This is a genomic window from Rhizobacter sp. P2_D12 (assembly GCF_056404395.1).
The window spans coordinates 46,496-69,193 of the sequence record NZ_JBFUEB010000006.1; the positions used below are offsets into that span (position 1 = coordinate 46,496).

The 22,698-nt window shown below is 66.9% G+C and carries 18 protein-coding genes; 9 read left to right on the forward strand and 9 right to left on the reverse strand.

The genetic code is table 11. The features are described from left to right. Positions 1-260 precede the first annotated feature (260 nt). The 3 genes from AC1DYN_RS03245 (at position 261) to AC1DYN_RS03255 (ending at position 5,023) form a co-directional block, all read left to right on the forward strand. Positions 261-1,373 carry an efflux RND transporter periplasmic adaptor subunit gene (locus tag AC1DYN_RS03245; RefSeq protein ID WP_477957664.1) on the forward strand — a complete coding sequence of 371 codons (1,113 nt, stop codon included), beginning with the start codon at positions 261-263 and terminating at the stop codon, positions 1,371-1,373. Then, complete coding sequence (locus AC1DYN_RS03250; RefSeq protein ID WP_477957709.1) at positions 1,370-4,441, forward strand: efflux RND transporter permease subunit; 3,072 nt, start codon at positions 1,370-1,372, stop codon at positions 4,439-4,441. The genes AC1DYN_RS03245 and AC1DYN_RS03250 overlap by 4 nt, the downstream gene beginning before the upstream one ends. A 69-nt stretch (positions 4,442-4,510) precedes the next feature. Next, on the forward strand, positions 4,511-5,023 hold the full coding sequence (locus AC1DYN_RS03255) for a DUF3617 domain-containing protein (RefSeq protein ID WP_477957665.1): 513 nt from the start codon (positions 4,511-4,513) through the stop codon (positions 5,021-5,023). A gap of 102 nt (positions 5,024-5,125) precedes the next feature. On the opposite strand, the gene AC1DYN_RS03260 is transcribed toward AC1DYN_RS03255, so the two are convergent. From AC1DYN_RS03260 to AC1DYN_RS03290, 7 genes are all read right to left on the reverse strand, one after another. Then, complete coding sequence (locus AC1DYN_RS03260) at positions 5,126-6,094, reverse strand: ABC transporter substrate-binding protein (protein WP_477957666.1); 969 nt, start codon at positions 6,092-6,094, stop codon at positions 5,126-5,128. Positions 6,095-6,168: 74 nt separating this feature from the next. Then, positions 6,169-7,173, reverse strand: coding sequence for an NAD-dependent epimerase/dehydratase family protein (locus AC1DYN_RS03265; RefSeq protein WP_477957667.1), 1,005 nt, complete (start codon positions 7,171-7,173; stop codon positions 6,169-6,171). Further along, positions 7,170-8,312: a mannitol dehydrogenase family protein gene (locus AC1DYN_RS03270; RefSeq protein WP_477957668.1), complete on the reverse strand. Its 1,143-nt coding sequence runs from the start codon at positions 8,310-8,312 to the stop codon at positions 7,170-7,172. The genes AC1DYN_RS03265 and AC1DYN_RS03270 overlap by 4 nt, the downstream gene beginning before the upstream one ends. 11 nt (positions 8,313-8,323) lie before the next feature. Continuing rightward, positions 8,324-9,334 carry a zinc-binding alcohol dehydrogenase family protein gene (locus tag AC1DYN_RS03275; RefSeq protein WP_477957669.1) on the reverse strand — a complete coding sequence of 337 codons (1,011 nt, stop codon included), beginning with the start codon at positions 9,332-9,334 and terminating at the stop codon, positions 8,324-8,326. 19 nt (positions 9,335-9,353) lie between these two features. Continuing rightward, positions 9,354-10,298, reverse strand: coding sequence for an ABC transporter substrate-binding protein (locus AC1DYN_RS03280; protein ID WP_477957670.1), 945 nt, complete (start codon positions 10,296-10,298; stop codon positions 9,354-9,356). A 64-nt stretch (positions 10,299-10,362) separates the two neighbouring features. Further along, positions 10,363-11,346, reverse strand: a complete 984-nt coding sequence (locus tag AC1DYN_RS03285) for an ABC transporter permease (protein WP_477957710.1) — start codon at positions 11,344-11,346, stop codon at positions 10,363-10,365. Positions 11,347-11,362: 16 nt separating this feature from the next. After that, positions 11,363-12,961, reverse strand: a complete 1,599-nt coding sequence (locus tag AC1DYN_RS03290) for a sugar ABC transporter ATP-binding protein (RefSeq protein ID WP_477957671.1) — start codon at positions 12,959-12,961, stop codon at positions 11,363-11,365. Positions 12,962-13,123: 162 nt separating this feature from the next. Here AC1DYN_RS03290 and AC1DYN_RS03295 point away from each other — a divergent pair, with 162 nt between their 5' ends. Continuing rightward, the gene (locus AC1DYN_RS03295) at positions 13,124-13,816 is read left to right on the forward strand and encodes a FadR/GntR family transcriptional regulator (protein ID WP_477957672.1); all 693 of its coding nucleotides are present in this window, start codon (positions 13,124-13,126) and stop codon (positions 13,814-13,816) included. Between the two features lie 335 nt (positions 13,817-14,151). After that, on the forward strand, positions 14,152-15,258 hold the full coding sequence (locus AC1DYN_RS03300; protein ID WP_477957711.1) for a glycoside hydrolase family 62 protein: 1,107 nt from the start codon (positions 14,152-14,154) through the stop codon (positions 15,256-15,258). Positions 15,259-15,468: 210 nt separating this feature from the next. Here the strand turns inward: AC1DYN_RS03300 and AC1DYN_RS03305 are convergent, their stop codons facing one another. Further along, entirely contained in the window at positions 15,469-15,684 is a 216-nt protein-coding gene (locus AC1DYN_RS03305; protein ID WP_477957673.1) for a hypothetical protein, read from the reverse strand. 59 nt (positions 15,685-15,743) lie between these two features. Between AC1DYN_RS03305 and AC1DYN_RS03310 the strand changes: the two genes are divergently transcribed. Next, complete coding sequence (locus AC1DYN_RS03310) at positions 15,744-17,822, forward strand: beta propeller repeat protein (RefSeq protein WP_477957674.1); 2,079 nt, start codon at positions 15,744-15,746, stop codon at positions 17,820-17,822. Between the two features lie 51 nt (positions 17,823-17,873). On the opposite strand, the gene AC1DYN_RS03315 is transcribed toward AC1DYN_RS03310, so the two are convergent. Next, positions 17,874-18,680 carry an IclR family transcriptional regulator gene (locus AC1DYN_RS03315; RefSeq protein WP_477957675.1) on the reverse strand — a complete coding sequence of 269 codons (807 nt, stop codon included), beginning with the start codon at positions 18,678-18,680 and terminating at the stop codon, positions 17,874-17,876. Positions 18,681-18,845: 165 nt separating this feature from the next. On the opposite strand from AC1DYN_RS03315, the gene AC1DYN_RS03320 reads away from it, so the two are divergent. Genes AC1DYN_RS03320 through AC1DYN_RS03330 form a run of 3 tightly spaced genes read left to right on the forward strand, consistent with a single transcriptional unit; the run spans position 18,846 to position 22,685 of the window. Continuing rightward, the gene (locus AC1DYN_RS03320; protein ID WP_477957712.1) at positions 18,846-19,766 is read left to right on the forward strand and encodes a tripartite tricarboxylate transporter substrate binding protein; all 921 of its coding nucleotides are present in this window, start codon (positions 18,846-18,848) and stop codon (positions 19,764-19,766) included. 22 nt (positions 19,767-19,788) lie between these two features. After that, complete coding sequence (locus AC1DYN_RS03325) at positions 19,789-20,583, forward strand: enoyl-CoA hydratase/isomerase family protein (protein ID WP_477957676.1); 795 nt, start codon at positions 19,789-19,791, stop codon at positions 20,581-20,583. Positions 20,584-20,588: 5 nt separating this feature from the next. After that, a complete protein-coding gene (locus AC1DYN_RS03330) occupies positions 20,589-22,685 on the forward strand; it encodes an acetate--CoA ligase family protein (protein ID WP_477957677.1) in 2,097 nt (698 codons plus the stop codon). Positions 22,686-22,698 lie beyond the last annotated feature (13 nt).

Sequence of the window (22,698 nt, forward strand, 5' to 3'; positions counted from 1 at the left end):
GGCTCGCGTCGTGATGATTGCGTCATCCTGGATGACCTCCCATGAGCAGAAGAACGAGTCTCGAACCGAAAGAGCCGCGCCGAGATGGCAACGAACCGGCGCAAGTGCCAACAGCGGCCACTGCACAGCGATCGCATGTCGTACGGRGTTTCTCGGTTGCCGTCGCTGCAGCGCTTTCGCGCCGGCCGGGCCATCTTTTCACATTCACCGCTGCACGACCGCGGGCAACCGACGCGATGTGCGGCACACAGGATCACAGCATGACCCGATCGACCCGCATCTTCCTGGTCGCCGCCCCCGTTGTCGCGACGTTCGTCGGTATCGCCGTGGCGATCGCCGTGCAGGATGCCAACAGTCAGCCGCAGCGCGAGCCGGTCGTAGCCAAGTCCGCGTTGACCGTGACCGTCACGTTGCCGCAGACCGAGACGTTGCCGATCCGCATTCCCGCAAACGGGAACATCACGGCCTGGCAGGAGGCGAGTGTAGGCAGCGAGGCGAACGGCTTGCGCCTGACCGAGGTGAATGTGAACGTCGGCGACGTCGTGCGGCGCGGTCAGCGGGTGGCCTCGTTCGCGGCAGCCACGGTCGTCGCCGAACTCGCGCAAGGCCGTGCCGCGCTGGCCGAGGCTGAGTCGGTACTGGGCGAGGCTGTAGAGAATGCGCAGCGATCACGCTACCTGCAAGCCACCGGTGCGCTCTCGGCACAGCAGATCAGCCAACACCAGACCGCGGAGCGCACGGCGTACGCGCGCCTGAAGGCCGCCAGAGCTGTCGTCGAGGTTCAGGAACTGCGCCTCGCGCAGACCCAGGTGCTGGCGCCCGACGACGGTGTGATCTCCGCCCGCAGCGCGACGGTCGGTGCGGTGCTCCCCGCCGGACAAGAGCTGTTCCGCCTCATACGGCAGGGCCGACTCGAATGGCGGGCCGAGGTTGCCGCCCCTGAACTCGCGCGGCTCAAACCAGGTTTGACCGTGACCCTGACGCCGGTGGGCGGAACGTCCATCAACGGCAAGCTGCGCATGGTGGCACCCGCCGTGGACACGCAGACGCGCAACGGGCTCGTGTACGTCGACCTTCCCGCGGGCGGCGCGGCGCGGGCAGGCATGTTCGCACGTGGCGAGATCGAGGCAAGCGCGGGCAGCCCGGCGTTGACGCTGCCACAGACAGCCGTCCTGCAGCGCGACGGGTTCCACTATGTTCAGCGGGTCGGGGCCGACTCCAGGGTGCTGCAGACCAAGGTCGCAGTCGGCAGGCGCGTGGGAGGCCGTATCGAGATCCTGGCGGGCCTGGATGCCGCCAGCCCGGTCATCGCCACGGGGGGCGCCTTCCTGGGCGATGGCGACTTGGTGCGCGTGGTCCATGCATGGCCATGAACCTCAACGTTTCATCCTGGTCGATCCGCAATCCGACCCCCGCAATCCTGCTCTTCATCCTTCTCACCCTCGCCGGGCTCATGGGCTTCAGGGCCATGAAGGTTCAGGACATGCCGGACATCGCCCTGCCCAGGGTGACTATCACGGCATCGATGCCGGGAGCTTCGCCGTCGCAGTTGGAGAGCGAGGTCGCACGCAAGATCGAGAACGCACTGGCCACGGTGCAGGGTGTCAAGCACATCAGCAGCACGTTGGCCGACAGTACCGCCAACATCTCCGTCGGCTTCGATCTCGAGAAGCCAACCCAGGAGGCGGTGGACGATGTGCGCGACGCGGTGGCGCGGGTTCGGGGCGACCTGCCGGCGGATCTGCGCGACCCGGTCATCAAGAAGACCGTGATCGCCGACGGGGCCGTCCTCACTTATGCGGTGGCGTCTTCGCGAATGGACGAAGAGGCGCTGTCGTGGTTCGTGGACAACCAGCTCAACAAGGCCCTGCTCGCCGTGCCGGGTGTCGGCGCGATCAGCCGCGTGGGTGGCGTCACTCGCGAGGTGCGTGTCGAACTCGATCCGGCACGGCTGCTGGCGCTCAACGCCTCGGCGGCCGACATCTCGCGCCAGCTTCGCCAAGTACAGCAAGAGGCGGCGGGCGGCCGCGCCGACCTGGGGGGCTCCGAGCAGGAGGTGCGCACCATTGCCACCGTGCAGTCGGCAGAGGAACTGGCCGCCGTCGATCTCGTGCTCGCGGACGGTCGGCACCTTCGACTCGGCCAGATCGCGACGGTAGTCGATGGCGTTGCCGATCCACGTTCCGCAGCGCTGCTCGACGGCAAGCCGGTGGTGGGCTTCGAAGTCAGGCGATCGAGTGGAGCGGGCGAACTGGATGTCGCACGTGACGTGCGTGCGGCGCTTCAGGAATTGAAGGCCGCTCATCCGCAGGTCGAGGTTGTCGAAGTCATCAACACGACCGACCTGGTGAAGGAGAACTACGACGGTTCGATGAGCCTTCTCTTCGAAGGTGCGGCGCTGGCGGTGCTGGTGGTCTTCATCTTCCTGCGCGACTGGCGCTCCACCTTCGTTGCTGCCGTCGCCTTGCCGCTGTCGGCCATTCCCACGTTCGTGGTCATGCACCTGATGGGCTTCACGCTGAACGTCGTGACGCTGCTGTCGCTGTCGCTGGTGATCGGCGTGCTGGTGGATGACGCCATCGTCGAGGTGGAGAACATCGCGCGCCACATGCGCATGGGCAAGAAGCCCTGTCAGGCCGCGACGGAAGCGGCCGACGAAATCGGCTTGGCGGTCATCGCCACGACCTTCACGCTGATCGCGGTGTTTCTGCCCACGGCCTTCATGAACGGCGTCGTTGGCAGGATCTTCGTGCAATTCGGCTGGACGGCGGCCATCGCCGTGTTCTTCTCATTGGTTGTCGCCCGGATGCTCACGCCAATGATGGCGGCCTACTCGCTCAAGGCCCCAAAGGACCTGGCCGAGCGCGAACCTGGCTGGATCGGGCGCTACCTGGGCTGGACGCGCTGGTGCTTGCGACACCGCGCGCTGACGGTGAGTGCGGCGGTCGCGTTCTCCGGCTTCGGGCTGTTCCTCGCGTCCACGCTGYCGGGCGAGTTCATCCCGGCCGAGGACAAGTCGCAGACCCAGGTTTCCGTGACATTGCCTCCCGGCAGCACGCTCAGCCAGACGCTTGCCATGGCCGAGCAGGCGCGCGAGATCGTGCGCCAGAACGAGCACGCCAAGACCATCTACACCGCGATCGGAGCCGGCCAGGGTGACTCGGGTCCGGATGACGGCGCCCCGGCGGCCGGCAACATGCGCAATGCCGTGTTGACCGTGAAACTGTCGCATCGCAACGACCGAGACGTCAATCAGCAGCAGATCGAGCAGCAGTTTCGCGAGGCGCTGGTGCGCTTGCCTGGGGCACGTGTCACCGTCGGTGGGGGCGGCTCCAGCGAAACCTACTCGATGGTACTGGCCGGCGACGATGGCCGCGTGCTGCTCCGGCACGCTGCAAAGGTGGAGCGCGAACTGCGCTCCATCCCCGGCGTCGGCGCGGTCACTTCCACGGCCGCCCTCGTGCAGCCCGAGCTGGTGATTCGCCCCGACTTCGCACGCGCTGCCGACCTGGGCGTCACGTCATCGGGAATCGCAGAGACGCTGCGCGTGGCGACGGCCGGCGACAACGCCCAGGAACTTGCCAAGCTCAACCTCGGTGAGCGCCAGGTGCCCGTGGTGGTGAAGCTGGCGAGTGCGGCTCGCCGCGACATCGACACCCTCAAGAGGCTGCCCGTGCCGGGAGCGCGCGGACCCGTCGCACTGGAGAACGTGGCGACGCTGGAGATCGGCAGCGGTCCTGCCGAGATCACCCGACATGACCGAACGCGAAACATCAACCTGTCGGTCGAGCTGAACGGTCGACCCCTGGGCGAGGTGGAGCAGGCGGCTCTGGCCCTGCCCAGCTTGCGTCAATTGCCGCAAGGCGTGAAGCGCAGCCCGAGTGGCGACGCCGAACAGATGGGCGATCTCGCTGCCGGTTTCGGCATCGCCATGCTCACTGGCGTGATGTGCATCTACGTCGTGCTGGTACTGCTGTTCAAGGACTTCGTGCAGCCGGTCACGATCCTCGCTGCCCTGGTGCTGTCGGTGCCGGGCGCCTTCCTGGCGCTGTACCTGACGGGCTCGGCGATGTCGATGCCGGCGATGATCGGTCTGATCATGCTGATGGGTATCGCAACGAAGAACTCGATCCTGTTGGTCGACTACGCCGTCATCGCGCGTGAGCAACATGGCCTCAGACGCTCGGACGCGGTCATTGATGCGTGCCGCAARCGCGCGCGCCCTATCGTCATGACCACCATCGCGATGGGAGCAGGCATGCTGCCGGTGGCGCTCGGCTGGGGCAGCGACCCGAGCTTCCGGTCGCCGATGGCCATCGTCGTGATCGGGGGGCTGGTCTCGTCGACTCTCCTGAGCCTCCTGGTGATCCCGGTGATCATCACCTGCGTCGAAGACATCTCCACCCACTCCCGAAAGGGCTCGGAAAGTCTTTGCGGGTGATCATGCCCGCACCTGCAAGTCCTCAGCAACGCGCTGGCGCAGGTTGCAATCTGAATCCAGGGAGTTGTCATGTTCAATCCGTCGAGTTCACTTCCCTTCCTTCTCGCCGCCATGCCGATGGCCATGTCTGCCACTGCGCAAACCGCCACGCCGCCTGCGTCGTCCGTTGCCGCGGCATCCGCCGCCTCCGCCCCTGCCCCCGTCCCAGGCGCCGGGCTTTGGGAGTTCACCGTCACCACCGAAGGCGGGCCCGGCGGTGGCGGCACGAAGACGGGCCGCACTTGCCTCGCGGTCGAGTCGCTTCGCGCGGCCCCGGAACAGACGCTGGTCGAATCTGCCATGCGCAACACCGGCGGCCGGGCGTCCAAGTGCAAGTTCGAAGATGTCCATCGCGAGGGTGGAGAGTCATCGTGGAAGGCCATCTGTGAAGGCCCCATGGGAGTCATCGTGCAAGGGGCAGGCAGGGGTCGCCTCGGCGCCGAGGCGGCCACACWGTCGCAAACGCTGGAGGGAAAGATGTTCATGAAGACCCTCATCACCAAGCGGGCCATCATCGCCAGGCGACTGGGAGAAGGCTGTTAGTCGGATGCGGCGTTCATACCTTTGCAAAGAGTTGCGCGTCAAAGAACGAGTGGATTGCGTTCTTTGGCACTTCACCGGGCTCCACGCTGCCAGGATCCAATCTCAGTACTTCCGGTTCGGAAACTCCTTGGCCGCGACCTCTTGCGGGAACACGCCCTCGTTGGTCTTGATCCAGCGAGGCAGTGTTTCCCCCGCTGCGGCCTTCCTGGCGGCCTCCATCAGCTGCGGCCCGAGCAGCGGGCTGCATTCGACCGACACGTTCATCTTGCCGGCCATCATGGCCTCGAAGGCGCCCTTCACCGCGTCGACCCCGATGACGAGAATGTCCTTGCCCGGCTTCAGCCCCGTCTCTTCGATGGCCTGGATGGCGCCGATCGCCATGTCGTCGTTGTGTGCGTAGAGGACGTTGATCTTCCTGCCTTCAGCTTTCAAGAAGGCTTCCATCACCTCCTTGCCCTTCGAACGCGTGAAGTCCCCGGTCTGCGATCGAATGACCTTGTAGCGTGGATCCGTCTTGATCACCTCCTCGAAGCCCTTCTTGCGGTCGTTCGCAGGGTCCGAGCCGACGGTGCCCTGGAGCTCGACGATGTTGACGTCGCCCTTCGTGTCCTTGGTGTGGTCGAGCAGCCAGCGGGCGGCGCGTCGCCCTTCCTCGACGAAATCAGAACCGACGAAGGAAACCCAGGTCGTCGGGTCCTTGACCTCGACGTTGCGGCTCTCGAGGATGACCGGAATCTTCGCCGCCTTCGCTTCCTTCAGCACCGTGTCCCAGCCGGTCGTCACCAGCGGCGCGAGGATGATCACGTCGACCTTCTGCGCGATGAAGGCCCGGATCGCCTTGATCTGGTTCTCCTGCTTCTGCTGCCCATCGGAGAATTTCAGCTCGACGTCGGCGGCCTTCGCCGCGGACTTCACCGATTCGGTGTTCGCCGTGCGCCATTCGCTCTCCGCGCCGGTCTGCGCGAAACCGATCACCAGTCGCTTGCCTGCGGCAGCACACAAGCGGGGAACCAGCGACAAGCCCGCCGCGGCGAACATGGCGGCTACCAGCGTTCTCTTGTTCATCTGCATGATGTCTCCTTCCGATGGAACAGCACAGGCCGGCATGGCGGAATGCCACCCGGGTTCGAGTGATGCCGCGGGCCTCAGCCCGGGTACCAGACCTGGCGCGGGTCGTCGAGGGCGCGGCGATACGACCACGCTGCCTCGACCAGCCTGGCCATGTCGTACTTCGGTCGCCAGCCGAGCAGAAACCTGGCCTTGGTGTTGTCGAGCCAGGTCGAGTGGTATGGCGTCCTGACGGGCACGAGCGGCACGCCTCGCGTGCGAGCGAGGTAGTCGCCCAGCGCGCCGTAGTCGATCGGCTCGTCCATGGCGATGTTCATCAGTTGCTGCCGCGCCCGAGGGTGATCGACCGCGATGCAGATGGCATCGACGAGGTCGTCCACATGCACGAAATTGCGCTGCACCGGCACCCCTGCCTCGTCGAGCATCACGGGCACCGCGCCGCTGGCGACGTGTGCAGCCGCCGCTTCGGCTCCGACCAGCTCGCACCAGCGCAGCCCGCCGAACACATCGGGGCCGAAGGACAGCTGGAACCTGAAGTCGTCCTTCTCCATGATCCAGGGTGCGCGAAGGCAGCAGCCGTTGAGGCCGTACTGGATGAAGTACTGCTGCAGCATCACTTCTTCGAGCACCTTCGACAAGGCATAGCAGCCGGGATAGGCGCTGTGCGGCTGCGTCTCGACGACGGGCACCGGGTGCGGATAGAAGAAGTGGCCCACGCCCGCATCGCCACCGACGAGCAGGAACTGTTCGAAGCCCGGGCTGCTGCGGCAGGCCTCGAGCATCCAGAACATGCCCTTCACGGCCACGTCCATCACGTCGTCGGGCGTCTCCTTGCTGGTGGCCAGGTGCAACACGTGGGTCACGCCGTCCAGGGCGCGCTCGACGTCGACGCGGTTCTGGATCGAGCCTTGCACGCATTCGAGGCGATCGTGCGCCTCGAGTGCCCGTCGATGCGTGAATGCGCGAAACACGAAGCGGTCGAACGCCGGATCGTGCAGCGCGCGCGCGAGGAAGGCCTGCCCCACCTTGCCGGCCGCGCCCGTGACGAGCATCCGGCCCCTGCCCTCACGGGTTCGCTTCATGAATGCAGCTCCTCAACGGTGGCCATGGCCGTCCTCAGCCTCCTCTGCATCGGCGGCAGTCCCAGCTTGTCCGCATGGGACAGCAGCAGGCCGATGCGCGCCTGCTTCTTCGATGCGTGGTTCTGCGCGATGTCGGCAAGCCGGTGAGCCAGAAAGGGATTGAGCAGGCGATCGCGAAGAACGACCAGGTAGTCGCGCGCCTCGCGGCCTTCGCCGAGGGCGTCGAACACCGGCATCGCCTCGTCGTTCCAGACCGCTTCCAGCTCGGCGCGCAACGACGCATCGCTCATCGCCTGCAGAACGGTTTCATCGCGCGGCCGCCCGTCGGCAAGCCAGCGTTCGGCGAGGAACGTGTGGCCGAGGTTCAGCAGCATCAGCTTCAATCGCTCGAAGCGCCCCAGTTCGTCGGTCAGGACGATGGCCGGGTGCGTGCACGGCAGCACCATTCCGCGCTGCCGCTCGATCGCCCACAGGGCATACGGCTCGGCGACCGCACCGACCGGAACCAGGGGCTCCGACACGATGCGATCGACCAGCGAGTTGACCCACACGCATTCATCGTGCAGGTAGTCGATGAAGGAAGCCGGTGCCTGCCACGACTTCGCGAGTTCGCAGACGACCGCGCGCAAGGTATCGCCATTGCGCGGCACGAGCTCGCAGGGGAACAGCGACGGGCCACCGCCCGGCTGATGCCGCCAGCGGCGATACAGCAGCACGGCCAGTTTCGCAGGGAAGCTGCGCGGCGCGGCCGTGCCGGCACCGGACAACAGGGACGGCCCATCGGCGGGATCGAGCGTGTAGCCGCGCTCGCCCGTGTTCGAGACGATGACGCGGACGTCCGTCGCGACGGACGCCATGACCTGCGGCCAATGGGTGTCCGCATGCCAGGCCTGCCGCACCGAGTCGACGCGCACGGTCTCGGACACGCGGCGCCCGTCCAGCAGGCCGCGAACCTCGACGGCATAGCCTGCGCCGCCGGCCAGCGCCGCCGTTCGGGCCGTGCTCTGCGCGCTGCCCGTCGTCTGCACGACGGCGATTCCTCCGAGGGCTTCTCCCCGCGCGAGCGCTTGCGACACGAACAGGTCGACGTGCGCCTGCAGGAAGCGGCCGGTGCCGAATTGAAGGATGGGCAACGTCATGGTGCGAACCCTCAGCACTCGACGATGGCCTTGACCACGCCTCGCGACGGGTCGAGCAGCTGCACGAAGTCGGCGGGCAGGTTCGCGAGTGCGAGCCGATGGGTGTTCAGGGCCTCGTCCGGGATCCTGCCCGCACGCATGGCGGCGAGCACGGTCTCGAAATCCTCCATCGTGGCGTTGCGGCTGCCCAGCAGGGTCGCCTCGCGCTTGTGGAACTCGGGATCGGCGAAGGCGATGTTGTCGCGCACGACGGAGACCAGCACGTACTTGCCGCCGTGGGCGATGAAGCGAAAGCCGCGTTCCATGGCGCGGGCGTTGCCGGTGGCGTCGAACACGACGTCGAAGAACTCGCCGCCGGTCAGCCGCGACAGCTCCGCTTCGTCGCTGTTGCCGATCATCACCCCGGCCTGCGCTCCGAGGTGCCCGCAGCAGAAGTCGACGCGATCGCGGCGCGTGTCGAGCGCGGTGACGGTGGCGCCGCGCAGGACGGCGAAGGTCAGTGCCGCCATGCCGATGGGTCCGGTGCCGACGACCAGCACGCGCTGGCCGGCCTGGACATCGCCGCGCCGCACAGCGTGCGCGCCGATGGCCAGGAACTCGAGCATCGCCGCCTGGTCGAGCGTGACGCCTTCTGCCTTGTGGACAAAGGCTTGGGGAACGCTGATGTACTCGGTGAAGGCCCCGTCGCGGTGGACGCCCAGCACCTGGATGGCCACGCAGCAGTTGGTCTTTCCCAGGCGGCATGCGATGCAGCGGCCGCACGACAGGTAGGGCATCACGAACACCGGGTCATCGACCGCCAGCGCGCTGTCGGCTGGCGCTTCGGCGACGGTGCCGGAGAACTCGTGGCCCATCACGCGGGGGTACTCGAGATAGGGTTGGTGGCCGGTGAAGATGTGCAGGTCGGTGCCGCACACCCCCACCCGCCGCACCCGCAGCAGTACCTCCCCTTCACCGCGCAGGGGGATCTCCCTGTCCACGACACGCAAGGTGCCGGGGGTGTCGCAGATCACGGTCAGCATGACGCTCCCTTTGAGTCGATCAGTACAGGACGTTCTTCGCTTCGGTGGAGTCGATGTTCTTCTTTGTCACCATCACCACGCCGGTGTCGCGGAACTTCGGCACGCTCTTGCCTTGGCTCGCTTCAACCGCGGTCTTCACGCCCAGGTGGCCCATTTGGTAGGCGCTTTGCACGGCGATGGCTTCGAGCGTGCCGTCCTTGATKAAGCCTTGCAGGTCGCCGTTGCCGTCGAAGCCGATGGCCACCACCTTGCCGGCCTTGCCCGACTGCACGAGCGCGCGGCCCATGCCGATCGCGGTCGGCTCGTTGGCGCCGAAGATGCCTTTCAGGTCGGTGTTCGCCGCGAGAACGTCCGTGGTCTGGTTCAACGCCGTTCCCATCTGCGAGTTCGAGTAGAACGGGCCCACGACCTGCAGCTTCGAGTGGGCCTCGATGTACTTGCGGAAGCCGCCGACACGGCCGATCTCCGACCCGGAGCCTGCCGTGTACGACATGATCGCGATCTTGCCTGTCGTGCCGACCTTGTCGATCAGGGCCTGTGCGCACAGTTCGCCCGCCTTCTTGTTGTCGGTGGCGAGGAAGGACTGGTAGTAGTCCTTGCCCGCGTCGCTGGCCGCGGAGTCGATCAGGATCACCGGGATCTTGGCCTCCCAGGCTTTCTTCATCGCGGGAATCAGCGCATCGGGATCGGACGGCGCGAGCACGATGGCCGCCACCTTGCGGTTCACCGCGTTCTCGACCAGCGCAACCTGGCCGGCGAGATCGGTGTCCGACGCCGCCCCCTGGAAACTGGCGGTGTAGCCCTTGAGCTCGCCGGCGGCCGCGGTCGACCCCTTCTTCACGTTCTGCCAGAAATCCGAGTTCGCGGTCTTCACGATGACGGCGATCTCCTTGTCTGCGGACGATGCCGCAGAAGCGGCGAACAGGAACGTGGATGCGAACAGGGTGGTCAGGAATTTATTCATGTCAGTCCTCTTGATGAACGAGCTTGTCTCTCTCCAATTCCCGGGCGGGCCTGCCGGTGAGGTGTCATCTGCGATGACGCATCTGGTCGATCCACACGGTGAGCAGGATGACCAGACCGATGATGATTTGCTGCGTGAAGGCAGACACGCCGCCCATGTTCAGACCGTTGCGCAGGATGCCGATCACGAAGGCGCCGATGACGGTGCCCGATATCGTCCCGACGCCGCCCGACAGCGAGGTTCCGCCGATCACCGCGGCGGCGATCGCATCGAGCTCGTACATCAGGCCTTCGCTCGGTTGGGCCGTGACCAGGCGCGACATGAGAACGCAGCCCGTCAGGCCCGCGAGCGTTCCCGACAGCACGTAGGCAAAGACGGTGACGCCGCGCACGTCCACGCCCGACAGGCGCGCCGCCTCGGTGTTCGAACCGATGGCATAGATGAAACGGCCGAGCGTGGTGCGGTTGAGCAGCACCGCCACCGCGATGGCCAGGGCGATCATCAGCAGCACCGGGTAGGGAATGCCCGGAAACACGACGTCCGGAAATCCGTCGGTGCCGACCTTGACGATGCGTGCCAGCGAGCCGTTGCCGAGTGTCGCGAATCCCTCGCCGAGTCCGCCGATGGCCTTGGCATCGGTGATCTGCAGCGCCACGCCGCGCGCGACCATCATCATTCCCAGCGTCGCGATGAACGGCGGCAGCTTGAGCAGGGTCACGCACAGGCCGTTGACGAGCCCGCACAAGGCCCCCACCGCGAGCCCGCACAGCATGCCCAGCGGCACCGGCATGCCCGCCTTCACGGCCAGCGCGGCGACGACGCCCGACAACGCGAGAATGGCGCCCACCGACAGGTCGATCCCGCCGGTGATGATCACGCAGGTTGCGCCGATGCCGAGGTAGGCGATGGATGTCACCTGCAGCGCGACCGTCATGCCGTTGCCGACGGAGAAGAACGAGTCGCTCACGAACGAGAACACCGCAGTGAGCGCGATCAGGCTCGCGAGCGCTGCGAACTTCTGGAACAGGTCCTTCTGCTTGTCGGTCATGGGGTGCCTGGCCTTGTCATGCGGCCGCGCGCGCCGGCCGGCCCGAGGCGAAATGCATGATCTCTTCCTGCGAAGTCCTGCGCGTGTCGAGCGTGCCGGTGATGCGCCCGGCATGGAAAACGACCACGCGATCGGTCATGCCCAGGATTTCGGGCAGCTCCGAGCTGATGAGCACCACGCCGATGCCTTGCGCGGCGAGTTCGTCGAGCAGTTGGTAGATGGCGTACTTCGCGCCCACGTCGATGCCGCGCGTGGGTTCGTCGAAGAACAGCACGCGCGAGTCGCGGAACAGCCACTTGGCGATCACGACCTTCTGCTGGTTGCCGCCCGACAGCAGTCGCACCAACTGGCGCGCGGACGGCGTGCGAATGGCCAGCGTGTCGACGAAGCGCCGGGCGCACGCCTCTTCCTCCCTGAAACGGATGAAGCCCGCACGACCCGACACTGCCGCCATGTTGGCCATGCTGACGTTGTGCGCCAGCGGCATGTCGATCGCCAGGCCGTCGTGCTTGCGGTCTTCCGACAGGTAGGCAATGCCATGGCGGATCGCATCACGCGGTGACCGGATGCGCAGCACCTTGTCGCCCAGCTGCACGATGCCGGCGTCCGGGGGGTCCGCGCCAAAGACCGCTCGCGCGGCCTCGGTGCGGCCGGCCCCCAGGAGTCCTGCAAAGCCGAGGATTTCTCCGCGCCGCAGTTCAAAGCCGATGCCTTCGAACGCCTGCTTGCGCGTCAGGTCGCGCACCGACATCAGGACCTCGGTGGTCGGCACTCGCGTGGCGGGCGGGAACTTGTCCTCCAGCGGGCGGCCGACCATTCTCTCGACGATGCTGTCGACCGTCGTCGCGGCGAAGTCATCGGTGCTCACGTGGCGGCCGTCGCGCAACACCGTCACGCGGTCGACGATGTACGCCATTTCGTCGAGCCGGTGAGAGATGTAGACCACGCCGACGCCGGCGCGCTTGAGCTCGTGGATGACCTTGAAGAGCTGTTCGGTTTCCGTCTCGGTGAGCGACGAGGTGGGCTCGTCCATGATGAGAACTTCCGCATTCAGCGACAGCGCCTTGGCGATCTCGACCATCTGTCGCTGCGCCACCGACAGCGTGCGCACCAGGCGAGTCGGGGCGATGTCCACGCCCAGCCGCTGCAGGCAGGCCGTGGCGCCGGCATGAAGTTTCGCCCGGTCGATCCACCCGCCCCGGCTCGGCTCGCGGGCCAGGAAGATGTTCTCGGCCACCGACAGGTGGGGTACGAGATTGAGCTCCTGGTGAATCATCGCGATGCCGACTGCTTCAGCCTCGCGGGTCGAGGCAAAGCGGATTCGCGTGCCCTTGAACGCGATGTGTCCCTCGTCGGGCTGCAGCTGTCCGCTGACGATCTTCATGAGCGTCGATTTGCCTGCGCCGTTCTCGCCGCACACGGCATGCACTTCGCCGCGGCGCAGTTCGAAGCTCACGCCGTGCAGCGCGGTCACCGCGAGGAATCGCTTGCCGATGCCGTGCAGGCTCAGCAAGGGTTCGGGCGATGCGCGGTGTGGCGAATCCACCGTGCCGGCTGGCTCTGCGTGAAGCTGCAAGTCGTGTCTCCCGTCGGGTTTCGGGTTCAAAAAGATCATTGGTTGGTCAAACCACCTTACCAACCATTTGCGATTTGGCCTGACCAAGACTTGGCGGGGAACCTGGGACATTCCCTGAATCTGCCCGTGCGTTGCTGCGTCGGAGGCGGCATCGGGCAAACGATGTCGCTATCATGGTCAGGCCAATTTCCCGGACACGCCATGACCCTTCAGTTGAAGCAGGTCGAGCCCCGCCGGCTCTACCAGCAGATCGCCGACCAGATCCGCGAGCTCATCCAGCAAGGCGGTTTCGACACCGGCACGCGGCTGCCGCCGGAGCGTGATCTGGCGCAGCAATTGGGTGTGTCGCGGCCCTCGCTGCGCGAAGCCTTGATCGCCCTCGACGTCGAAGGCAGCGTGGAGATTCGAAGCGGATCCGGCGTGTATGTGTGCCCCCGAGCGGAACGAGCGACCGAGACGACGGCCGCGTTGGGCGAAAGCCCGAGCGAGCTCATGCAGGCGCGGGCAGCGTTCGAGGGTTCGGTGGTCATGCTCGCCTGCGCACACGGGACCGAGTCGGCGCTGCTGCGCCTGCGCGAAATCGTCGCGGGCATGCGCAGCGAGGTTGCCAAGCGCCGCATTCCGATCGACCACGACCGGCAGTTCCACCTGACGATCGCCGAGATGAGCGGCAACTCGGTGATGGTGCGGATCGTGGCGGAGCTGTTCGACGAACGTCACAGCCCCATCTCGGCCAAGATCAGTTCACGCTACGAGAACGCCCGCACCTGGAACCTCGCGCTGAAGGAGCACGAGGCCATTCTTCGTGCCATCGAAGCGCGTGACCCACTGGCCGCCCAATCCGCGATGCACACGCACCTCAAGCACTCAGAGGAACGCTGGGTCGGTGGCTGACGGAGCGCGACGCTGTCGAATTTCGTCGCTCTGGCTCCATTTACGCTACTTGCCGACTGGATTCGACGGCATCCGATCCGAGGGTGATTTGCATCCTGTTGCATGACGTCTCGCTGTGCCAACACCCCGCGTGGCCTCCGGCGAGTCCGCAAGTTTCGTCAGTTTTCCTGGCATCGCGACTCAGACACTAGCGCCGAAATCGAGGGCACGGCATGTCGACTGACATGGGCGTGCCGCGCCAACTTTGACGCAACAGGATCTTCACGATGAGCATGCCAGGCCAACGCCCCAAGCGCCCCAAACGCGCCACCGCAACAAGCGCACTGCTGTGCGCCATGGTGCTGTCTGCCTGCGGCGGAGGCCACGACTCGGACACCACGGCGGCAGTTGGGGCAGCACCCGCCCCTGCGCCAGCGCCTGCCCCTGCGCCAGCGCCTGCCCCTGCGCCAGCGCCTGCCCCTGCGCCAGCGCCTGCCCCTGCGCCAGCGCCTGCCCCTGCGCCCGCRCCTGCCCCTGCGCCTGCGCCCGCACCCGCACCTGCGCCCTGCGATCTGCCTTCTACTTTTGAATGGGTCTCTACGCAGGCCCTGATTGCGCCGCAATCGGCCAACTTCGTGTCGATCAAGGATCCAACGATCGTTCGCTACAACAATCTCTACCACGTCTTTGCGACGGTCTTCGATACGTCGAGGGACGCGTGGAGCGCGGTCTACATGAATTTCAGCGACTTCTCGAAGGCCGCAAGCGCGGTACAGGTGCCGCTGGCCAACAAGCCCTCGGGCGACTCAGTTGCGCCGCAGGTTTTCTACTTCCGGCCGCACAACAAGTGGTACCTGATTTCGCAATGGGGCGCCAAGTACTCCACCAATACCGACATTGCCAATCCCGACGGATGGAGCGCGCCCAAGTCCCTGCTGAGCGGCGGTCCCGGCAACGGACTCGACTACTGGGTCATCTGCGACAGTGCCAATTGCCATCTGTTCTTCTCCGGCGACGACGGGAAGCTCTATCGCTCCAAGACGGCCATCGGCAACTTCCCCAATTTTTCCGGCTACGAAGTGGTGATGGCTGACCCGGTGGTGGGCAACCTGTTCGAAGCCAGCAACGTGTACAAGGTCGAAGGCACGAACAAGTACCTCTTGCTGGTCGAGGCCTACGGGCCGCGCTATTTCAGGTCCTGGACGTCGACCAGCCTGGATGGCCCCTGGACTGCCTTGGCAGACAAGCAGTCCGCCCCCTTCGCGGGCGCCGCAAACGTCTCGTTCGACGGCCCGAAATGGACGAATGACATCAGCCACGGCGAAATGATTCGCGCCGGCTACGACGAAACGCTCACCATCAACGCCTGCAACATGCAGTTCCTGTATCAAGGGGTCGACCCAAGTTCGACTGCGGGCTACGAGCGTCTTCCGTATCGCCTCGGATTGATCCGGGCGCGGTAGGCAGCGTGGGCCGCTCGGCGACCCGCGGGGTGAGGCCCCTCTGGCTGGCTTGCTGCCGCCCGGCAACTGGCGCGCCACGCGCTGCCGTGGTGCTGGAGCCGTTGCCTCACCTGTCCCGTGATCTGCCCCGCAGCACCAATCCATCAACAAACCAGCCCCTGTTCGCCCCCATGAACAAGTACAGCAAACGAGTCACCGTTCTCTCCATCGTCACCGCGACCCTGGTGGCTGCCTGTGGCGGCGATGGTGGCGACACGCCGGCCCCGACACCCGCACCCGCACCCGCACCCGCACCGGCACCGGCACCGGCACCGGCGCCTGCGCCTGCGCCTGCGCCGGCCCCCGCACCGGCACCCGCTCCCGCTCCCGCTCCCGCACCAGCACCAGCACCGGCACCGGCGCCTGCGCCCGCACCGGCGCCCGCACCTGCGCCGTCGACCCAGTCCTACCGCTGGGGCAATGTTGCGATCGGGGGCGGAGGGTTCGTGACGGCCGTGATCCCGAGCAAGACGCAGCGGAACTTGTTCTACGCGCGCACCGACGTCGGCGGCGCGTACCGCTGGGACAACGCCGCCGGACGGTGGGTGCCGTTGCTCGACGGCCTGTCGGAGGACGACGTCGGCCTGATGGGCGTGGAATCGATGACCCTGGACGCCAAGGACCCGGCCGTGCTCTACGTGCTCGCCGGAACCTCGTATTTCAGCAACGGAAAGACGGTGGTGATGCGATCTGCCGACTACGGCGCAACCTTCTCGCGCATCACCGACGTCAGCGCGCAATTCCGTGTCAATGGCAATGGCATGGGGCGCGGCAACGGCGAGAAGATCCAGGTCGATCCGGCCAGCAGCAACGTGCTCTATGTCGGCTCCCGCAACAACGGCTTGTTCAAGAGCGTCGATGCCGGCGCAAGTTTTGCCCGCGTGAATGCGTTGCCCGTGACCGGCACCCCCAACGAAGCCGGTGTCAGCTTCGTCCTCCTGGATCCCTCCAGCGTGGCCAACGGCATCGCGCAGCGCATCTTCGTGGGCGTGTCGCGCTACGGGTCGGTGGCCCCGAACCTCTATCGCAGCAACGACGCCGGCGCCACCTTCAGCGCCGTGGTCAACGCGCCGTCCGGACTCATCCCCCAACGCGCCGCACTGGCCGGCGATGGAAACCTCTACATCACCTACGCCAATGGATCCGGCCCGCACGGAGACTCGAGGAACCTGACTCCGCCTGAACCGATGGATGCCGGCCAGGTGTGGAAATACGCCGTCGCCAGCGGCACCTGGACCAACGTCACGCCAGCCGGCATCGCCGGTGCGTTCTCCGGTGTCTCCATCGACGCCAAGAACCCGCAGCGGGTGCTGGTATCCACCATCAACAACTGGATGCAGCAGGGCAGCGGCTGGGGCGATCATTTCTTCGTCACGACCAACGGCGGCAGCGCGTGGACCGATGTGGTCTCCCGCGGCTTCGCCCTCGACGCCGGCGGGGTGAGCTGGGTGGGCGGCAACACCATCCACTGGGCGAACAGCATCGAGCTCGATCCGTTCGACAGCAAGGTCGCATGGGTCACCTCGGGCAACGGCGTCTTCCGCACGGCCGACCTGGATGCGGTGCCGACGACCTGGACCTTTGCCGTCAAGGGACTGGAGGAGACGGTGGCCCTCGGGCTGGTGAGTGTCCCCGGGGGACCGCTGCTGTCGGTGATCGGAGACTACGACGGCTACCGCCACACCGACATCTCCGCCTATGCGCCGATCCACACGCCACGCATCGGCACCACCTCCGGGCTGGCGGTCGCGGCGGTCAACACCTCAGCCGTCGTTCGCGTCGGAGGCGAGAAGATGTACCGCTCTGCCGACACCGGCGCCACCTGGACGCAGGTGCCGATGGTCAATGCGGCGTCGATCACCGACGGCGCAGTCGCGCTGTCGGCGGACGGCGGCACGCTGCTGCACACGATGACCGCCGGCGGCGTCGCCAGCACCTACCGCTCGACCGACTTTGCCAACGCAAGCCCGACGTGGAACGCGGTATCCGGCCTGGGCCGGCGTGCGGTGCGGCCGGTGGCCGACCCGGTGAAAACCGGCAGGTTCTACGCGTACGACGGCGGCAGCGGCGAGGTGCTGACAAGCAATGACGGCGGCGCCAGCTTCGCGGTCGCAGCAACGCTTGCCGCCGGCGGCTCTGCGAGGCTGGGCGTCGCCCCCGGCCGCGAGGGCGACGTGTGGGTCGCACTGAAAGACGGCGGCCTGGCGCGCTCCACCAACGCCGGTGCCTCCTTCGGCCGGCTGTCCGGCGTGACCTTCTGCAGTGCGGTGGGGTTCGGCAAGGCGCTCGCTGGCGCGAGCTATCCCACGGTGTTCATCTGGGGCGCTGCCGGTGGCGGCAAGCGGGGCCTCTACCGTTCTGCCGACGCCGGTGCGAGCTGGATCCGCATCAACGACGACGCGCACCAGTTCGGCGGCCCCGGCAACGGCCAATTCGTCGTGGGCGACATGAATGCCGAAGGCGTGGTGTACATGAGCACGGTGGGAAGAGGCATTGTCTACGGTGCCCCGGCAAGCGCCCGTTGATGGCCCCGTCCTTTCGCAGCAAGGCAACCGGCCCTGCCCGGCACGGCCCGTTCACGGTACGCGCTCGTCTGCCAATCTGTCGAGCGCCATCAGCGTCTCGTCGCGCAACGCCAGCAGCTTGGGCGCCAGGCGGCGAGCCACCGTTTCCAGTGGATCCGTGGTGGACAGGCTCAGGTTGAGAACTAGGATGGCGTCTCGTGTCGCCACCGGCGCGGCGACGGCGACCACCTCGGGCTGCCAGGCGGCGGCGCACCAGCCTTCGTCGCGCACCTGGCGGACCGCCAGGTCGATCTCCGCCTTCAGGGCCGTCCACTGGCCACGCCGCCGCCGCGAGAAGATGCCCATCAGCGACTCGCGCTCGTTCTCGGCGGCAGACGCGAGATAGGCACGACCCAGCGAGGTCAGCTCCATCGGAATGCGCTGGCCCGAGACCACGGTGCGAAAGGCGACGCGGCGGGCGTAGCGGATGGACTCGAGGTAGACCATCTCGTCGCGATCGGGGGCTGCGAGGCCCACGTTCAGGCGCTCGCGTTCGGCCAGGACACGCATCCTCGGTGCAGCCACGCCGAGGATGCGGGAGCCTGAGCGCATCGCATGAGCCAAGCTCAGCACGGCCGGAGCCAGGCGATACGCACGCAGCGCGGATTCCGCCTGCAGCATTCCCATCGCGACCAGTGTCTGGGTCAGCCGGCTGACCGTCGATTTCGGCAACCCGGTTCGTTCGGACAACTCGCCATTGCCCAGCACCTCCAGGCCGGGCCGGAAGGCCCGAAGAATCTCGATGCCGCGCTCCAGCGAACGGTTGGGTGGTGAGCCTCCGGGGGTTCGGCGTCCGTGTGTGGGTGATGGATTCGGCATCGGGTAAACCCCTGACTCAATTCCACGCAATGGAATTGACCCAGTGTAGTTCCAGGGGCTCCTGCCTATGCTCGGTCCACCAACACGATCACGGAGACAAGACATATGTTCGGCCCGATTCTTCCGCTGCGACTGCGGACACCCGGCTTCTTCCTGTCGCTCACGATGGCCGTGTCGCCGGCGTTCGCGGGGACCTTTCCGGACAAGCCGGTGCGCCTGGTGGTGCCCTTCGCCCCCGGTGGCGGGACGGACATCATCGCGCGCACGCTGGCAGCCGGGATGGGCAAGGAGCTGGGTCAGCAGGTCATCGTCGACAACAAGCCGGGTGCCGGCACCATCATCGGCACCGACAACGTCGCCAAGAGCCCGGCCGACGGCTACTCGATCGTCATCGCGACCTTCGCGCACGCGATCAATCCGAGCATGGTGCCGAAGCTGCCGTTTTCCTACGAGGCGGCATTCGCGCCCATCTCGCTGATCGGCAAAGGCCCGAACGTGCTGGTGGTTCGCGCTGACAGTCCCTACAAGACCGCGAAGGACGTGATTGCCGCCGCCAAGGCCCGACCCGGCAAGCTCACCTACGCCTCGCAGGGCAATGGCACGTCCGCTCACCTGGCGGGCGAGATGTTCACCAACCTGGGCAAGGTGCAGATGACCCACGTGCCCTACCGGGGTGCGGGCCCGGCCATCACCGATCTGCTGGGCGGCCAGGTCGACATGATCTTCGGCACCGCGGCCGCAGTGTCGTCCTTTGTCGACAGCGGCAAGCTGCGGGCGATCGGCGTCACCACCGCGGGCCGTTCGGCGGCCTTCGAAGGCGTGCCGCCCATCGCCGACGCGGTCCCCGGCTACCAGGTCGAAAGCTGGTATGGCCTGTATGCGCCTGCCGGGACACCCACCGACGTGATCGCCAAGTTGAACTCGGCCGCGAAGAAGGCGGCGAACAGCCCCGAGTTCGCCAGGAAGATCGAGCAAGAGGGCCTGACCGTGGTCGCCAGCGACCCGGCGGGGCTCGACCGCTACGTGAAGGCGGAGGAGGCGCGCTGGCGAAAGATCGTCAAGGAAAACAACATCAAGGCGGATTGACGCCTGAGCCACGGAGAACCTCATGAATTTCACCCTCATCGACCTGGCGGTCGACGACAACGCGATCGCGACCATCACGTTCAACCGGCCCGACAAGCGCAACGCGATGAGCGACGACATGCGCACCGAGTTCATCCGCGCGCTGGAGCAGGTGGCCGCCGACAAGGCGATCAAGGCCCTCGTGATCACGGGTGCCGGCAAGGGCTTCTGCGCCGGCGGCGACATCAGCGGCATGGAAAGGCGCATGAACGCGCCCGCCGGCGAAGTCGGCTTCAATGGTTGGCACCGCCAACAGCGGGTGCACCACACGCAGGCCTTGCTGAACACCATGCCCAAGCCGGTCATCGCGGCGGTCAACGGCGCCGCGTCGGGCCTGGGCGCGGACACGGCGCTGGCCTGCGACTTCATCATCGCCAGCGAATGGGCCAGCTTCGCGTGGAGCTACGTGCTGCGGGGAATCGTTCCGGACGGCGGCGGCATGTACTTCCTGCCTCGCCGCGTCGGCCTGGCCAAGGCCAAGGAGCTGATTTTCACCGGCCGCCAGGTCAAGGTGGACGAGGCGGTGGCATTGGGCATCGTGGACCGCAAGACCGGCGCCGGAACGCTGCTGGCCGACGCGCAGGCCTGGGCCGCCGAGCTGAGCCAGGCGTCGTCGACGGCGCTGGCGCTGACCAAGACCATCCTCAACCAGAGCTTCGAGCTGTCGTCGCACCAGGTGTTCGCGCAGGGCAGCCAGGCCCAAGGCATCTGCTACACGAGCAGCGAGCACCGCGCCGCGGTCGAAGCCTTCCTCGCCAAGTCGGCCGCCAAGGAGTGAACCCCGTGGACGCGATCTCCCGCCTGCTCAAACCCCGCAGCGTCGCCGTCATCGGCGCCTCGGCCGACCCCGCGAAGACCGCCGGCCGTCCGGTGGCGTACCTGCAGAAGCACGGCTTTGCCGGCGCCATCTATCCGGTCAATCCGAAGGCCGGCACGATAGGCGGGCTGACGTGCTACCCCGACGTGGCCACGTTGCCCCAGGTGCCGGACGTCGGCATCGTGCTGCTGGGGGCGCAGCAGGCCCACCTCGCGGTGCGTGACCTGGCCGCACGAGGCTGTGCGGCTGCCATCGTGCTGGCCAGCGGCTACACCGAGACCGGCGAGGAAGGGGCACGCCGACAGAAGCAGCTGGTGGAGGCTGCCGGGTCCATGCGCATCCTCGGCCCCAATACGATCGGCCTGGTGAACCTCACCGACTCCATCGTGCTGTCGGCCACTGGCGCGCTGGAGATGGACGAGTTCCCGCGCGGCAGCATCGGCGTCGTGTCGCAGAGCGGCGGCATCCTCGGGTCGCTTCTGTCGCGCGCCGCTGCGCGCGGCATCGGGCTGTCGAAGCTGGTCTCGACCAGCAACGAGGTCGACCTCGAACTGGCCGACTTCATCGATCACCTGGCCGACGATCCGGCCACCCAGGTCATCGCCCTGTACATCGAAACGGTCCGCAACCCGGGCAAGTTCCGCACCGCGTGTCTCAAGGCGGCGCGTGCCGGCAAGCCGGTCGTGGCGTTCAAGATCGGCCGTTCCGAGGCGGGTGCCCAGGCGGCGGTCTCCCACACCGGAGCGATGGCCGGCGCCGATCGCATGTACGACGCCCTCTTCAGGCAGGTCGGCGTGATCCGCGCCAAAAGCTTCGCCGACCTGCTGGACGTGCCCGCCGCGCTGGCCACCGGCCGCAAGCTGCGTGGGAACCGTGTTGCCATCCTCACGTCCACCGGCGGTGCTGGCACGCTCGTGTCCGATGACCTCGGTGTGGCAGGGTTCGACACGCCGGCGCCTGACGCGGCGACGGCCGACGCCTTGCGCGCGCTGCAGAGCGGCAGCGAGGCCGTGCTCGACCGGAATCCGATCGACGTGACGCTGGCCGGCCTGCGGCCCGACCTGTTGCGCGGTGCGATCCGCGCGCTGCTGGCGAGCCCGGGCTATGACGCACTGGTCATCATCGTCGGCTCTTCCAGCCTGGCACAGCCCGAGCTGATGGCCGGTGCGATCCAGGACTGCCTGCCCGAAAGCGACAAGCCCGTGATCGCCTACGTCAGCCCGCACGCACCCGACGTCGGTGCGCTGCTCACGCGCTGCGGCGTACCCGCCTTCCCGGTCGCCGAGAGCTGCACCGCGGCGCTGATGGGCATGCTGCGCGTGAACGACTTCCAGGGTCGAGCCGAGGAGGCGTCCCCTCCCTCCCCCCCGGCCGTTGCCGTCGCCACCGACGACCTGCCCGACGGCCCGCTCGACGAAGCCCGGGCCAAGGAGCTCTTCGCCCGCTTCGGAGTGCCGTGCACCGCCGAGCGCATCGTCATCACGCCGGCAGAAGCCGAAGCGGCGGCTGAAGCGCTGGGGGATCGGGTGGTGCTGAAGATTCTCTCGTCGCAGATCACGCACAAGAGCGATGTCGGAGGCGTCGCGGTAGGCCTCACGCGGCAGGCCATCGGCGAGCGGCTCGAGCGCATGGCGGCCGAGGTCGAGGCCAGGTCGGGGGTGCGGCCCGCACGTTTCCTGGTGCAGGAAATGGTCAGCGACGGTGTGGAACTGATTCTCGGCATGCACCGCGATGCACTCGGTACCGCGGTGATGCTCGGCATGGGTGGCGTCGCAGCCGAGCTGTTCAAGGACACCACGCTGCGACTGCTGCCTCCCCACGGGGGCCTGAGCCGTGCCGATGCGCTGGCGATGGCCCGGGAGCTCGAGACGTGGCCGCTGCTGGACGGTTTTCGGGGCCGCCCGAAGGCCGATGTCGAGGCGCTGGTGGATGCCATCGTCGCGTTCTCCAGCATGGCGGCACAACTCGGCGATCGGCTCGTCGAGGCCGAGATCAACCCGGTCTTCGTGCTGCCGATCGGGCAAGGCGTGCGGGCCGCCGACGGCGTGGCCGTGCTGGCTTGAGAGAGAGGCGACG